The organism is Isoptericola sp. NPDC057391 (genome assembly GCF_042668085.1).
Taxonomy (GTDB): Bacteria; Actinomycetota; Actinomycetes; order Actinomycetales; family Cellulomonadaceae; genus Isoptericola.
Window position 1 is genome coordinate 1 of record NZ_JBHVBO010000013.1, and the last position, 13,123, is coordinate 13,123.

At 74.0% G+C, this 13,123-nt stretch carries 13 protein-coding genes, 1 tRNA gene and 1 riboswitch; of the genes, 13 read left to right on the top strand and 1 reads right to left on the bottom strand.

Annotation, left to right across the window (positions count from 1 at the left end; translation table 11 throughout):
• Positions 1 to 78: 78 nt before the first annotated feature.
• On the bottom strand, positions 79 to 501 hold the full coding sequence (locus ACFUVW_RS03485) for an organic hydroperoxide resistance protein (protein WP_430569959.1): 423 nt from the start codon (positions 499 to 501) through the stop codon (positions 79 to 81).
• Positions 502 to 619: 118 nt separating this feature from the next.
• On the opposite strand from ACFUVW_RS03485, the gene ACFUVW_RS03490 reads away from it, so the two are divergent.
• The 13 genes from ACFUVW_RS03490 (at position 620) to ACFUVW_RS03550 (ending at position 12,900) form a co-directional block, all read left to right on the top strand.
• The gene (locus ACFUVW_RS03490) at positions 620 to 1,243 is read left to right on the top strand and encodes a TetR/AcrR family transcriptional regulator (protein WP_430569960.1); all 624 of its coding nucleotides are present in this window, start codon (positions 620 to 622) and stop codon (positions 1,241 to 1,243) included.
• Positions 1,244 to 1,343: 100 nt separating this feature from the next.
• Positions 1,344 to 2,213 (top strand): pseudouridine synthase, encoded by an 870-nt coding sequence (locus ACFUVW_RS03495; RefSeq protein ID WP_430569961.1) that lies wholly within the window; start codon positions 1,344 to 1,346, stop codon positions 2,211 to 2,213.
• Between the two features lie 95 nt (positions 2,214 to 2,308).
• Positions 2,309 to 3,001, top strand: a complete 693-nt coding sequence (cmk, locus tag ACFUVW_RS03500; RefSeq protein WP_430569962.1) for a (d)CMP kinase — start codon at positions 2,309 to 2,311, stop codon at positions 2,999 to 3,001.
• 104 nt (positions 3,002 to 3,105) lie between these two features.
• Entirely contained in the window at positions 3,106 to 4,656 is a 1,551-nt protein-coding gene (der, locus tag ACFUVW_RS03505) for a ribosome biogenesis GTPase Der (protein ID WP_430569963.1), read from the top strand.
• A gap of 26 nt (positions 4,657 to 4,682) precedes the next feature.
• A complete protein-coding gene (locus ACFUVW_RS03510; protein WP_430569964.1) occupies positions 4,683 to 5,783 on the top strand; it encodes a hypothetical protein in 1,101 nt (366 codons plus the stop codon).
• Positions 5,780 to 6,220 (top strand): hypothetical protein, encoded by a 441-nt coding sequence (locus tag ACFUVW_RS03515; RefSeq protein WP_430569965.1) that lies wholly within the window; start codon positions 5,780 to 5,782, stop codon positions 6,218 to 6,220. Before ACFUVW_RS03510 ends, ACFUVW_RS03515 begins: the two co-directional genes overlap by 4 nt.
• A 100-nt stretch (positions 6,221 to 6,320) precedes the next feature.
• Positions 6,321 to 6,450, top strand: a riboswitch (FMN riboswitch).
• Positions 6,451 to 6,599: 149 nt separating this feature from the next.
• The gene (gene ribD, locus ACFUVW_RS03520) at positions 6,600 to 7,667 is read left to right on the top strand and encodes a bifunctional diaminohydroxyphosphoribosylaminopyrimidine deaminase/5-amino-6-(5-phosphoribosylamino)uracil reductase RibD (protein ID WP_430569966.1); all 1,068 of its coding nucleotides are present in this window, start codon (positions 6,600 to 6,602) and stop codon (positions 7,665 to 7,667) included.
• Positions 7,668 to 7,669: 2 nt separating this feature from the next.
• The gene (locus ACFUVW_RS03525; protein ID WP_430569967.1) at positions 7,670 to 8,305 is read left to right on the top strand and encodes a riboflavin synthase; all 636 of its coding nucleotides are present in this window, start codon (positions 7,670 to 7,672) and stop codon (positions 8,303 to 8,305) included.
• Positions 8,302 to 9,651 (top strand): bifunctional 3,4-dihydroxy-2-butanone-4-phosphate synthase/GTP cyclohydrolase II, encoded by a 1,350-nt coding sequence (locus tag ACFUVW_RS03530; RefSeq protein ID WP_430569968.1) that lies wholly within the window; start codon positions 8,302 to 8,304, stop codon positions 9,649 to 9,651. The genes ACFUVW_RS03525 and ACFUVW_RS03530 overlap by 4 nt, the downstream gene beginning before the upstream one ends.
• The gene (gene ribH / locus ACFUVW_RS03535; protein WP_430569969.1) at positions 9,648 to 10,175 is read left to right on the top strand and encodes a 6,7-dimethyl-8-ribityllumazine synthase; all 528 of its coding nucleotides are present in this window, start codon (positions 9,648 to 9,650) and stop codon (positions 10,173 to 10,175) included. Before ACFUVW_RS03530 ends, ribH begins: the two co-directional genes overlap by 4 nt.
• Before the next feature lie 51 nt (positions 10,176 to 10,226).
• Positions 10,227 to 10,300, top strand: a tRNA-Pro gene (locus tag ACFUVW_RS03540).
• 559 nt (positions 10,301 to 10,859) lie between these two features.
• On the top strand, positions 10,860 to 11,114 hold the full coding sequence (locus ACFUVW_RS03545) for a hypothetical protein (protein ID WP_430569970.1): 255 nt from the start codon (positions 10,860 to 10,862) through the stop codon (positions 11,112 to 11,114).
• A 610-nt stretch (positions 11,115 to 11,724) separates the two neighbouring features.
• On the top strand, positions 11,725 to 12,900 hold the full coding sequence (locus ACFUVW_RS03550; protein ID WP_430569971.1) for a C45 family autoproteolytic acyltransferase/hydolase: 1,176 nt from the start codon (positions 11,725 to 11,727) through the stop codon (positions 12,898 to 12,900).
• The last annotated feature ends 223 nt before the right edge of the window (positions 12,901 to 13,123 follow it).

Genomic DNA, 13,123 nt, shown 5'->3' on the forward strand with positions numbered 1-13,123 from the left:
CCGGCCGGGCGTGGGGGTGGCCTCCCGCCGGGCCCCCTACCTCTGCTGTCGCCCCCGCCGCTGGCGGCCGCACGGCCGTCAGGCGACCGTCGCGTCGACGGTGACGTCGACGTTGCCCCGCGTGGCGTTCGAGTACGGGCAGACCTGGTGCGCGGCGGCGACGAGGGCGTCGGCGGTCGCCTGGTCGACGCCGCCGAGCTCGGCGTGCAGCGCGACCGCCAGCCCGAACCCGCCCTCGGGCGTCGGGTGCAGCGAGACCTCGGCCACGACCGCGGAGTCGCTCACGGCGGCCTTCTCCCGCCGCGCGACGAGCTTCAGCGCGGAGTGGAAGCAGGCGGCGTACCCCGCGGCGAAGAGTTGCTCGGGGTTCGTCGCGCCACCCGCGCCGCCCATCTCCTTGGGGATCGCGAGGTCGACGTCGAGCAGCCCGTCGTCGGAGCGTGACCGCCCGTCCCGTCCCTCGCCGGTCGCGGTGGCGACCGCCGTGTAGATCGCGCCCATGGTGGATCCTCTCGTCGAGCCTGGATAGTAGAGTTACTAGTTCGTCTACTAGATCACGCGGCGACGGTCGCCGCAAGCAAGGGCCCGGCGGAGGGCCCGGTCGTGAGAGGTTGGGCAGATGGAGACCAGCGCGCCGGAGCAGGCGGCCCCGGGGCCGGGTGGGCAGCAGGCCGAGCGGGGCCGCGGGCGCGTGCGCGAGCGGATCCTCGCGGCGGGGAGCGGGCTCTTCTACGCGGAGGGCGTCCGCGCCGTGAGCGCGGACAAGGTCATCGCCGCGGCCGGGGTGTCCAAGGTCACCTTCTACCGGCACTTCCCGACGAAGGACGACCTGGTCGTCGCCTACCTGGACGAGCTCGCGGCGGCCGAGCGGGCGCGGCTGGAGGCGATCCGGTCGCAGCACGCGGGCGACGCGGCGGCGACCCTCGCGGCGCTCGCCGACGCCCTCGGCGAGGTGGCGCGGAGCGAGCGGTTCCGCGGCTGCGCGTTCGTCAACGCCGGCGCCGAGTTCGCCGACCCTGCGCACCCGGTGCGCCGCGCGGTAGCCGACCATCGTGCCTGGTACACGGACTTCCTCGCCGGCGTCGCGCGCGACGCCGGAGCGGACGAGCCCGCGGCCGCGGCCGCCGAGCTGATGATGCTGCGCGACGGGGCGATGGTGTGCGGGGACGTCGACGACGCCCGCGTCGTGGCGCCGCGCCTCGCCGCGGGCTTCGCGGCCGTCCTGGCCGCCCACCGGGGGTGACGACCGGAGCGCTGCGCCGCCTGTGCCCAGCGGGTGCGCCGGAGGGTGCGCCGGCGGGCGTGTCGAGCAGGTTCGGAGGGACCTGAGAGAATCGGGCACCATGAGCACCGAACGCCGCGGCGGGAGCCGCCGCACCAGCCGCCCCCAGGGACCCGCCGCGCGGCGTCCGCAGCGCCAGCGCCAGGCCCCGCCCCGTCGCCCCGCCCCTCGCTCCGGCGAGCCGGACCGCGACGTGCACGTCGCCGACGGCGTCCGTCTGCAGAAGGTGCTCGCGCAGGCGGGGCTGGGCTCGCGCCGCAAGTGCGAGGAGCTCATCGCCGAGGGGCACGTCGAGGTGGACGGCGTCCTCGTCACGGAGCTCGGCCTCCGGGTCGACCCCGCCACCGCCGTCGTGCACGTCGACGGCATGCGCGTGCAGCTCGACACCTCGAAGATCACCATCGCCCTGAACAAGCCGCTCGGCGTGGTCTCCACGATGAGCGACCCGGAGGGCCGGCCCACGCTCGCCGACCTGGTCAAGGACCGGCCGGAGCGGCTGTTCCACGTCGGCCGGCTCGACGCCGACAGCGAGGGGCTGCTGCTCCTCACCAACGACGGCGAGCTCGCGAACCGGCTCGCGCACCCGCGGTACGAGATCCGCAAGACGTACCTCGTCACCGTGACGGGCGGCGAGTTCTACCCGCGTCACGCCAAGCAGCTCACCGACGGCGTCGAGCTCGAGGACGGCCTCGCGCGCGCCGACAAGGTCCGCGTGGTGGACTCCGTGCCGGGCGAGACCATGATCGAGGTGGTGCTGCACGAGGGCCGCAACCGGATCGTGCGCCGGATGCTCGACGCCGTCGGGTTCCCGGTGACGCGCCTGGTGCGGACCCGGATCGGCCCCATCGCGCTCGGTGACCTGCGGGCCGGGCGCTCGCGGGTGCTCGGGCGCACCGAGCTCGGCACCCTCATGCGCGACGTCGACATGTGACGCCGTCGCGCCCGTCCCTCGTCCCCGCAGCCAGCAGCACCGCACGTCCCGCAGTCCCGCGCGACAACCCGCGCGACAACAGAAGGTGAGCACACGTGGTCGTCATCGCCGTCGACGGTCCCTCCGGGTCCGGCAAGTCCAGCGTCTCCAAGGCGGTGGCGGCCCGGCTGGGGCTCGCCTACCTCGACACCGGCGCGATGTACCGGGCGGCGACGCTGTGGTGCGTCGACGGGGGCACGGACCTCGCAGACCGGGCCGCGGTGGCCGACGCCGTGCGCGCCATGCCGCTGGAGATGGGCCTCGACCCCGCCGCCCCGACCGTGCACCTCGGCGGTCGCGACGTGGCCGCGGCGATCCGCACCACGGAGGTCTCCACCGCCGTCTCGCAGGTGGCCACCAACCTCGACGTCCGCGCCGAGCTCCGCCGCCGGCAGCGTGCCGTGATCGAGACCGAGAGCGCCCCGGGCGGCTTCTCGGGCGGCAAGGGCATCGTCGCCGAGGGCCGCGACATCACGACCGTCGTCGCCCCCGACGCGGACGCCCGCGTGCTGCTCACCGCGAGCGAGGAGGCCCGCCTGCGCCGGCGGTCGCTCGAGGTGCACGGCGCGGCCGACGCGTCGGCCGTCGAGGCGACCCGCGACCAGGTGCTGCGCCGCGACCGCGACGACTCCACCGTCAGCCAGTTCCAGGTCGCCGCCGACGGCGTGGTCACCGTCGACTCCTCCGACCTCGACTTCGACCAGACGGTCGACGCCGTCCTCGCGGTCGTCGCCCAGGTCACCGCCTGACACCACCTCGCTCACCAGCTCACGCGCCGCCGCGCGTCACCGCGCCGGCCCGGTGACGCGGGTCTCGTTCGTGACACGCCGCTCGGCCTGGGAGAATGGTGCGCATGACCACTCCCGCCGACGGCTCCGTGCCCGCTGCCGAGCCCACCGACGAGCCCATCGCCGCGCCTGCCGAGGACGCGGGCCGCGACGCCGTCGCGGAGGTGCTGGAGTCCGACGGCGACGACGAGGCGCGCGAGCGTGCCCTGCGCGCCGGGCTCGAGGACTTCGAGCTCGACGAGGCCGACCGCGCCCTGCTGGACGCCGAGTGGGACGAGGAGGGCTTCGGCCCGGGCGAGGCACCGCTGCCGGTGCTCGCCGTCGTCGGGCGCCCGAACGTCGGCAAGTCGACGCTCGTCAACCGCATCCTCGGCCGCCGGGAGGCCGTCGTCGAGGACACGCCGGGCGTCACTCGCGACCGTGTGAGCTACCCCGGCGAGTGGTCGGGGCGCGAGTTCACGCTCGTGGACACCGGCGGCTGGGAGGTCGACGTCGCGGGCATCGAGTCGAAGGTCGCCGAGCAGGCGGAGGTCGCGGTCGAGCTGGCCGACGCCGTGATCTTCGTCGTCGACTCCACCGTGGGCGCGACGTCGACCGACGAGCGGGTCGTGGAGCTGCTGCGCCGCTCGGGCAAGCCGGTCGTGCTGTGCGCCAACAAGGTCGACGGCCCGTCGGGCGAGGCGGACGCCGCCTACCTCTGGTCGCTCGGCCTCGGCGAGCCGCACCCCGTCTCCGCCCTGCACGGCCGCGGCACCGGGGACCTGCTGGACGCGGCGATGAAGGTGCTGCCCGAGGTCTCCGAGCACGGGGAGCTGCGGCCCGCGGGCCCGCGCCGCGTGGCCCTCGTGGGCCGCCCGAACGTCGGCAAGTCCTCGCTGCTGAACAAGATCGCCGGGGCGGACCGCGTCGTCGTCGACGAGACCGCGGGCACCACGCGCGACCCGGTCGACGAGCTCGTGGAGATCAAGGGCGTGCCGTACTGGTTCGTCGACACCGCGGGCATCCGCCGCCGCGTCCACCAGACGCGGGGCGCCGACTTCTACGCGTCCCTGCGCACGCAGGCGGCGATCGAGAAGGCCGAGGTCGCCGTCGTGCTCGTCGACGCCTCGCAGCCGATGACCGAGCAGGACACCCGCGTCATCTCGCAGGCCGTCGACGCCGGTCGCGCGCTCGTCATCGCGTACAACAAGTGGGACCTCATGGACGACGACCGTCGCCCGTACCTCGAGCGCGAGATCGAGCGGGACCTCGTGCAGGTGCAGTGGGCGCCGCGCGTCAACGTCTCGGCCCGCACGGGCTGGCACACCGACAAGCTGACGCGCGCGCTCGAGACGTCGCTCGAGTCGTGGGACACCCGCATCCCGACCGGCCGCCTCAACGCCTTCCTCGGCGAGCTCGTGGCCGCCCACCCGCACCCGCTGCGCGGCGGCAAGCAGCCGCGGATCCTGTTCGGCACGCAGGCCTCGACGCGCCCGCCGCGGTTCGTCATCTTCGCCACCGGCTTCCTGGAGGCCGGCTACCGCCGCTTCATCGAGCGCCGCCTGCGCGAGACCTTCGGCTTCGAGGGCTCGCCGATCGAGATCAGCGTGCGCGTGCGGGAGAAGCGGCGCCGCTGAGCCGGTGACGAGCCGATGAGCAGCCGATGAGCCGCCCCGTGCGCGAGGCCCCCCTGGCCCGCCGTGGTCGCCTGCTGCGCCTGGGCGCGGCGCGCGACACGTCCGCGGTGCGGCACCTGGTGACGTTCCTCGTCGTCACCGTGGCGACGGTGCTCGTGACGCGGTTCCTCCTCGCGGCCTCGGGGTACCCGCAGGTGGGTGGCGGCGGCCTGCACGTGGCGCACGTCCTGTGGGGCGGCCTCGGCATGGCGCTCGCGGTGGTCGTGCTGCTCTCGTGGGTCGGCCCCGCGCTGCGGTCGCTGGGCGCCGTGCTCGGCGGCGTCGGCTTCGGCCTGTTCGTCGACGAGATCGGCAAGTTCGTCACGTCCGACAACGACTACTTCTACGAGCCGACGGCGGCGCTCATCTACGCCGTCGTCGTGGCCCTCGTGCTGCTCGTCGAGGCGTTGCACGGGCGCCGGGCGCACCACCCGGCGGAGTACCTCGCGGTGGCCACCGACCGCGCGGTCGCCGGCGTGGCGGGCGGGTTCACGGACGCCGAGCGCGAGGAGGCGCGCAGCCTCGTGGCACACGGGCGCGGGGAACCCGCCGACGAGGAGGTGGCGGCCCTCGTGGAGGCCGTGCCGCGCGACGACGTGGCCGTGCCGGACCCGGTGCGCGCCCTGGTGCGGCGCTCGTCGGCCTGGTTCGCCGAGGCGATGGAGCACCGCTGGGCGGCCACCGTCGTGGCGGTCGTCGTGCTCGGCACGGCCGCCGGGTCGCTCGTCGTGGGCGTGCGGGTGGTGACCGGCGGCGTCGACGTGCCCGGCTGGGTGGGCGCCGGGATCCTCGCCGCCGTGGCCGTCACGGTGTCGTGCGTCGCCGCGGGCGTCGTCGTCGGGCGCGGCGACCACCGCAGCGGAGCCGTGTGGGTGCGCCGCGGCGTGCTCGTGAGCCTGCTCGTGACACAGCTCCTGGCGTTCCGGGCCGTGCAGTGGGTGGCCGTCGCCGGGCTCGTCGTGGACCTCCTCGTGCTCGCGGCGCTGGGGGTCGCCCTCGGGCGGGACGACGAGCGGCGCACCGCCCGGCCGCGGACCGCGGACCGGCGTCGTGTGCGCGGGCGGGACGACCTGGGGTCGGCGGGATGATCACGCGCGACGAGCTGGACCGCCGTTCGGGCGCCTCCGCCGGGGGCGACGAACGCTGGCTCCCGCTGCTGACGCTGGCGGAGTTCTTCGACGGCAACGACGACGAGGAGTCCCTCGCTCCGAACCAGTGGGGCGACGGCCGCCTACCGCTCGCGGAGATCCGGCTCCGCCTGGAGCGCCTCGCGGCCTGGGAGGGCGTCGCGTGGGTGCGGGTCGAGCTGCACGAGGAGTCCGTCGAGGACGACGTGGACTGGATCGCCGCCGAGGCGGTCGCCGTGTGCACCGCGCTCGTCGCCGAGGAGGTCGAGGACATCGTCGGCGCGGACGAGCTCCGGTCCGACGGCGTGGTCGAGGGGTACGTGTACCCCGCCGACTGGTTCACGGACGTGCCCGACGTGCCCGAGGGCCACCGCGTGCTCTCCCTCGTGTGGGACTGACCCGGCCCGCGCCGCCACGGTCGGCACGTGAGACGTGTGCCACTCGCGCTTGCCAGGCGGTCGCGGAGCGTGGCACCGTCGGCGATGACGAGCGAATTGCTCGCGTGCTCTGGGGTCGGTGAAATTCCGAGCCGGCGGTGAAAGTCCGCGACCCGGTCACAGCCTGTGACCGGTTGACCAGGTGGAACTCCTGGACCGACGGTCAAAGTCCGGATGGGAAGCGCACGCGACGGCTCCCCGTCCGGTCCGTCCACCGGCCCCTCGCGGCCGGAACCGGCCGTCGTCCGTCGTGACGACCGCCCGTGACCGGCCGGCGCGAGCACGTCCGACCCCGCCTTCCGCCCCCGGGGTCCGCGACCGGACGACAGGGGCAGGACGGATGAGTGCCACCACGGCGGAGCGCGCCGCGATGCAGCGCGCGCTGGAGCTGGCCGCGCAGGTGCCGGCCCGCGGACCCAACCCGCGCGTCGGGTGCGTGCTCCTGGACGCCGACGGCGCGACGGTCGCCGAGGGCTTCCACCGCGGCGCGGGCACGCCGCACGCCGAGGTCGAGGCGCTGCACCGGGCGACCGGGTCCCGCGGCCCGGGCGCCGCGCGAGGCGCCACGGCCGTCGTCACCCTCGAGCCCTGCAACCACCACGGCCGCACCGGGCCGTGCGTCGACGCGCTGCTGGCCGCAGGCGTCGCGCGCGTCGTCCACGCCCAGCACGACCCCAACCCGGCCGCGTCGGGCGGCGCCGCGCGCCTGCGCGCCGCGGGCGTCGAGGTGGTCGGCGGGGTGCTGGCCGACGAGGCGCGAGCCCTCAACGCCACCTGGACGCGCGCGCTGGAGCTCGGGCGTCCCCTCGTCACCTGGAAGGTCGCCAGCACTCTCGACGGCCGCTCCGCCGCGGCCGACGGCACCTCGCGCTGGATCTCCGGCCGGGCCGCGCGGCACGACGTGCACCGCCTGCGCGCCGAGGTCGACGCCGTCGTCGTCGGCACCGGCACCGCGCTCGCGGACGACCCCGACCTCACCGTGCGCCACGCCCCGCTGACCGGCCCCCAGCCGGACCGCGTCGTCGTCGGCCTGCGGGACCTGCCCGCGTCGTCCCGGCTCGCGCGCGCGGCGGCCGCCGGCGAGGCCGTGATGCACCTGCGCACCCACGACCCGCACGAGGTGCTGGACCTGCTCTGGTACCGCGAGCACCGGCACGTGCTGCTCGAGGGCGGGCCCGCCCTGGCCGCCGCCTTCTGGCGCGCCGGGCTCGTGGACGACGTCGTCGCCTACGTCGCCCCCGTGCTGCTCGGCGTCGGTCCGAGCGCCGTCGCCGACCTCGGCATCGGCACCATCGCGGACGCCGCACGGCTCGACCTCCTCGACGTCGCCGTCCTGCCCCGGGACCCCGACGACCCCACCGACACCCCCACCGTGCGGCTCGCCCTGCGACCGCGGAAGGAGCGCTGACCATGTTCACCGGAATCGTGGAGGAGCTCGGCACCGTCGTCGACGTGCGCGAGCACGCCGACGGCGCCCGCCTCACCGTCGCGGCCGAGAGGGTGCTGGACGGCGTCCGGCTCGGCGACTCGATCGCGGTCGACGGCTGCTGCCTCACCGTCGCGGAGACCGGCGAGCGCGACGGCCGTGCCACCTGGACCGCCGACCTCATGGCCGAGACGCTGGCACGCACGAGCCTCGGCGGCCGGCGGCCCGGCGATCGGGTCAACCTCGAGCGGGCGCTCGCGGCCGACGGGCGTTTCGGCGGCCACGTCGTGCAGGGGCACGTCGACGGCGTCGGCACCGTGCTCGCGCGCACGCCGGGGACGCAGTGGGAGGTCGTGGAGATCGCGCTCCCCGGGGACCTCGCGCGGTACGTCGTGGCGCAGGGCTCGATCGCCGTCGACGGCGTGAGCCTTACCGTCGTGGACGCCCGGGACGACGCGTTCACCGTGAGCCTCATCCCCGAGACCCGGGCGCGCACGACGCTCGGCGCCAGGGCCGTGGGGGAGCGGGTCAACCTCGAGGTCGACGTGCTGAGCAAGTACGTGGAGCGGCACCTGGCGTCCGCCTCAGCGCAGCTCGCGGCGACCGGGGCCACGCGATGAGCGCCGTCGGACGGGTCGAGCGGGCGATCGCGGACGTCGGGGCCGGGCGCCCCGTCGTCGTCGCGGACGACGCCGACCGGGAGAACGAGGGCGACCTCGTCCTCGCCGCCGACGCCGCGACGCCGGAGCTCATGGGCTTCCTGGTGCGGCACACGAGCGGCCTCGTGTGCGTGGGGGTGGCGCCCGAGCAGCTGGACCGGCTCGGCCTGCCCCTCATGGTCGAGGCGAACCAGGACGCCTACCGCACGGCGTACACGGTGACGGTCGACGCCGCGTCGGGGGTTACCACCGGCATCTCGGGCGCCGACCGGGCCCGCACGGCGCGGGTGCTCGCCGACCCGGCGGCGGCACCGGCCGACCTCACCCGGCCCGGGCACGTGCTCCCGCTGCGGGCGCGCCCCGGCGGCGTCCTGGAGCGCCGCGGCCACACCGAGGCCGCCGTCGACCTCGCCCGCCTCGCCGGGCGGGGCGAGGCAGGCGTCCTCGCCGAGCTGGTGCACGACGACGGCACGATGATGCGGCTGCCCGCCCTGCGGGAGTTCGCGGCCGAGCACGGGCTCACCCTGATCAGCGTGGCCGACCTCGTCGCCTACCGGCGCGCCACCGAGGCGCTCGTCGAGCGGGTGGCCGTCGCCGCCCTGCCCACCCGGCACGGCGAGCTCACCGCCGTCGCCTACCGCGACACCCGGACGGGCGACGAGCACGTCGCCCTGGTGGCCGGGCCCCTGGAGGACCTCGCCGACCCCGCGCGCGGCCCGGTCCTCGCGCGGGTGCACTCCGAGTGCCTCACCGGCGACACGTTCGGCAGCCTGCGCTGCGACTGCGGGCCGCAGCTCGACGAGTCGCTGCGCCGGGTCGTGGCCGCCGGCCGCGGCGTCGTCGTCTACCTGCGCGGGCACGAGGGGCGGGGGATCGGCCTGGCCGCGAAGGTCGCGGCCTACGCCCTGCAGGACGCCGGACGCGACACGGTCGACGCCAACCTGGACCAGGGGCTGCCCGCCGACGCCCGTGACTACACCGCCGCCGCCCACGTGCTGCGCGACCTCGGGGTGCCGGGCGTGCGGCTGCTGACCAACAACCCCGCCAAGGTGGACGGCCTCGTCGCCGGGGGAGCGGACGTCGTCGAGCGGCTGCCCCTCGCGCTGCCCGCCCACCCGCGCACGCTCGCCTACCTGCGCACCAAGCGCGACCGCATGGGCCACGACCTGCCCCACCTGACCGACACCCCGCACGACACCCCGCGCGACACCCCGCGCGACACCCCGCACGACACCGGAGGAACGATGCACGCCCCGACCCCCCGCTCGACCCAGCCGGCCACCGCCACCGCCGGGGCCGTCCGATGAGCGGCGCCGGGGCCCCCGCCACGGCGCCCGTCGACTGCTCCGACCTGCGGGTCGCCGTCGTCGCGGCGAGCTGGCACCAGGTCGTCATGGACGGCCTGCTCGACGGCGCGCTGCGCGCGTGCGCCGACCACGCCGTCGCCGAGCCGCGCGTCGTGCGCGTGCCCGGCTCGTTCGAGCTGCCCGTGGCCGCCCAGGCGCTCGCGGCCGGCGGCTACGACGCGGTGGTCGCCCTGGGCGTCGTGATCCGGGGCGGCACCCCGCACTTCGACTACGTGTGCGCCGCCGCGACCGACGGCCTCAACCGCGTGGCGCTCGACCACACGGTGCCCGTGGGCTTCGGCCTCCTGACGTGCGACGACGAGCAGCAGGCCCTCGACCGTGCCGGGCTGGACGGCTCGCACGAGGACAAGGGCTACGAGGCGGCCGCTGCCGCGCTGGCCACCGCGCGCGTGCTCGGCGACGTCCGGGCGGCACCGGTCGCCGCTCCCCGCGCCGATGCAGGAGCAGCGTCCGACCTGGGGTAGTATTTCGGACGGCCCTGCGGGGTGGCACCGCGGTGCCACATGTGGGGTCGACGGGCTGTGGCGCAGCTTGGTAGCGCACTTGACTGGGGGTCAAGGGGTCGCAGGTTCAAATCCTGTCAGCCCGACAAAAGCCCAGGTGAGAGTTGTTTCTCGCCTGGGTAATTGTCGTTTGTGGTCGTTGTTGGGCGGCTTTTCGCCCGGAGTTTTTGGACACTAGGGCCCCACAGGTCGTGGCGATGGCGCCGGATCTGTCAGCGGCGACACCTCGAAAACCGCGGAATCTCGGGCTCTGTGCCTCGGGGGCAGGTGGGCGAGTCACGGACTTGAACCGGTGACTACCGGTCACAGGTTCAAGTCTCGTCGGAGGTGGCCAGGCAGCGCGGTCGGTGCTGCGGCGGGACGCTCCAGGAATTGGGGCCGGCGGCCAAACCCGCGTTGCTTGAAGGAGGACCGCCTGAATCCGCCTCCGCCTCTGCGGTGCCGCACGGCGACGATGCGGCGCCCGTCGGCGGGAGTAGGCGGAGTACGCGGTAGATCCCGGCTTGGTCCCTGGTCCACCGCTCATCCCTGGAGCAGGCAGCGTGCCCACCCCACATGGAGTGCGTGGCTCACGACGAGCCATCCACTCGGCCGGGAACCTCCGGCCCCATCGGGGCACAGCCCAGAGAGCGAGACCGATCGCAGATGACCACCACCCAGGTTCGCCGCATTGCCCGCCAGACCCCGCTCGCGTTCTTCCCGGACGTCGAGCCGGCAAACGAGGCGATGCTCCTCGCGCACAGCAACCGTGAGGAGGTGCTCGAGGAGCACGAGCGCGAGGCGCCGTACATGACCGTCATCCTCAGCCACAGCGCTTCTGACTACTCGGAGTCGGACGTGTGGATGATCACCGACCCTGAGCACATCAACTTCGTCCAGGCCGCGATCGTGGGGGAGTAGCGAGGAATGGGCGGGAGGCAGGCGCACTGCGTCTGCCTCCTACTACCCTGCCTGCCGGAGTGCATGGGGGGGCTCACCGTGCCGGAGCATTTTCGACCACTTGGTCCAGGACCAACTGGTGATCCCACTCCCGACCAAGGACCACTCAACTGCACCGGGGAGAAATGCCCGAACGAACGCACCCATAGAGGCACCTGCATCAACACCGACTCCAACGCGGAATGACCGCTCATCCAGGGCCCGGCGATTTCCTCGCGCTCGGGGAGGCTCAGCACAGGATCAGGAAGAGCGAACCGAACATAGCGCTTGTGCTCGGTCAGCTCGCGTCCACACGAAGGACGGGAAGAAGCCGTCATCCAGTGGATGCTAGCGCCCTGAGTCCCGCAATCGGTTTGATTGTCGTTCCATCAGGAACTGTCACCGCAGCCGCCATTCGACGGTGGATTGCCGGGCAGAGGCGATCCTCGGCAGTGCGGCGAGCGGTGGCCGGAGTAGCTCGCACCTCACGAGCACGCACCACCGATGGCCCGGTCGGTGCGATCGTCTACGCTGGCGGCGGCTTCCTCAGGACAGATCGGGCTGGGTCGACGTGCTGCGAAGGAGACGCGCGATGGACGTGCTGGTGTACGAGTCGCCGGACGAGCGCTTGACAGTCCGCCATGTACGCATCCGCGGGAGCAACGAGGAGATCGGGGAGGAACTCGGCCGTATCGCGCGGTTCCGGTACGTGGTACCGGCAGAGGACCTGCTCTTGCCCGCCGACGTGGCCGAGAGCCGCCGCGAGTGGGCCGCGAGCCGCTACCCGGAGCTGCTCGCGCGGAGGGTCGGGGTCGCGCGCGCGTTCGGGTTGGACCTGGCGGACCCGACGGTGGACGCGCTCGGTGTCGGCTACAACATGCGACTACCGTCGCCGCCTTCGATGGCGGGTTGCTCGGTGATCACGGCGCCGACCGTGGATGCCGGCATCGTGGTGCAGCGGAACTTCGACTTCGGTTTCCTCTCCTTGCCGGACGCGGTCTTCGGGCCGGACTCCTTCCCCGAGGCGCCGGCGATGCTGAGCGAGCCGTACCTCATGGAGATCCACCCCACCGACGGTGGGATGAGCGCGCTGTTCATGTGCGCCTTCGACCTCTGCAACGGGGTGATCGACGGCATGAACGAGGCGGGTCTCGTCGTCTCGATGATGCAGCTCATCGACCGGAGCGCGTCGACGTTCAGCGCACCGGACATCGGGCCGGGCCTGAACGAGCTGGAGGTGCTCCGGTTCATCCTCGACCGCTGTCGCACCGTCGCAGACGCCCGGCGTGTGTTCGAGGAGGAGAGGACCTACCTGTCGTGGATGCCGTGCCACTACATCGTCGCGGACGCCGACGGAGTCGTGATGATGGCCGAGCCTGGCGACGACGGCACGATGCAGACGGTGGTGCAGCGCGACGGCGCGATGCGGTCCACGAACCACAGCCTCCTTCGTCAGGTCCCCGAGTCGTGGGCGGACGACCCCGAGATGGGCGGCTCCCGCGACCGGCTGCAGCGTATGGACGCGCACGTCGCTGCCGACGTCGACCACCCGGTCACCGCCGCCCGTCTCGCACGGGTCGCCGACCAAGTCGCGGTCAGCACACGTTGGCCGGAGTCCGGCATGGTCGTTGGTGGGACCCTGTGGTCGGCGTCGTACCGACCACGGGATCGTGAGCTCTCGATTCGGTTCTGGTCTCGCCCCGCGGCGGACGGAACCAACCCGGACCTGTCGCCCGAGATGCGATTCCGGCTCGAACGGGCCACGTGACGATCCGCGGCCCGGGGACTCGCACCTCACGCGCACGTACCTCTACAAGTTCGTTCTAGCTGCTCAGAAGGGCGCGAGGCTGGCGGGGAGCGTGCGGTAGACGTTCTCCTGACGTAACCAGCACAGCGGCTCGGTGACGTTACTCGGCGGCTTCACGTGTCACTAGGCGCCGGCCGTCAGCCCACCGGATGGCCGTCCCAGGACCATCTCTTCCCACGCCTCC

Coding starts and splice junctions, on each gene's coding strand:
- ACFUVW_RS03485 (WP_430569959.1), bottom strand. CDS start 501: ATGGGCGCGATCTACACGGCGGTCGCCACCGCGACCGGCGAGGGACGG.
- ACFUVW_RS03490 (WP_430569960.1), top strand. CDS start 620: ATGGAGACCAGCGCGCCGGAGCAGGCGGCCCCGGGGCCGGGTGGGCAG.
- ACFUVW_RS03495 (WP_430569961.1), top strand. CDS start 1,344: ATGAGCACCGAACGCCGCGGCGGGAGCCGCCGCACCAGCCGCCCCCAG.
- der (WP_430569963.1), top strand. CDS start 3,106: ATGACCACTCCCGCCGACGGCTCCGTGCCCGCTGCCGAGCCCACCGAC.
- ACFUVW_RS03510 (WP_430569964.1), top strand. CDS start 4,683: ATGAGCCGCCCCGTGCGCGAGGCCCCCCTGGCCCGCCGTGGTCGCCTG.
- ACFUVW_RS03515 (WP_430569965.1), top strand. CDS start 5,780: ATGATCACGCGCGACGAGCTGGACCGCCGTTCGGGCGCCTCCGCCGGG.
- ribD (WP_430569966.1), top strand. CDS start 6,600: ATGAGTGCCACCACGGCGGAGCGCGCCGCGATGCAGCGCGCGCTGGAG.
- ACFUVW_RS03525 (WP_430569967.1), top strand. CDS start 7,670: ATGTTCACCGGAATCGTGGAGGAGCTCGGCACCGTCGTCGACGTGCGC.
- ACFUVW_RS03530 (WP_430569968.1), top strand. CDS start 8,302: ATGAGCGCCGTCGGACGGGTCGAGCGGGCGATCGCGGACGTCGGGGCC.
- ribH (WP_430569969.1), top strand. CDS start 9,648: ATGAGCGGCGCCGGGGCCCCCGCCACGGCGCCCGTCGACTGCTCCGAC.
- ACFUVW_RS03545 (WP_430569970.1), top strand. CDS start 10,860: ATGACCACCACCCAGGTTCGCCGCATTGCCCGCCAGACCCCGCTCGCG.
- ACFUVW_RS03550 (WP_430569971.1), top strand. CDS start 11,725: ATGGACGTGCTGGTGTACGAGTCGCCGGACGAGCGCTTGACAGTCCGC.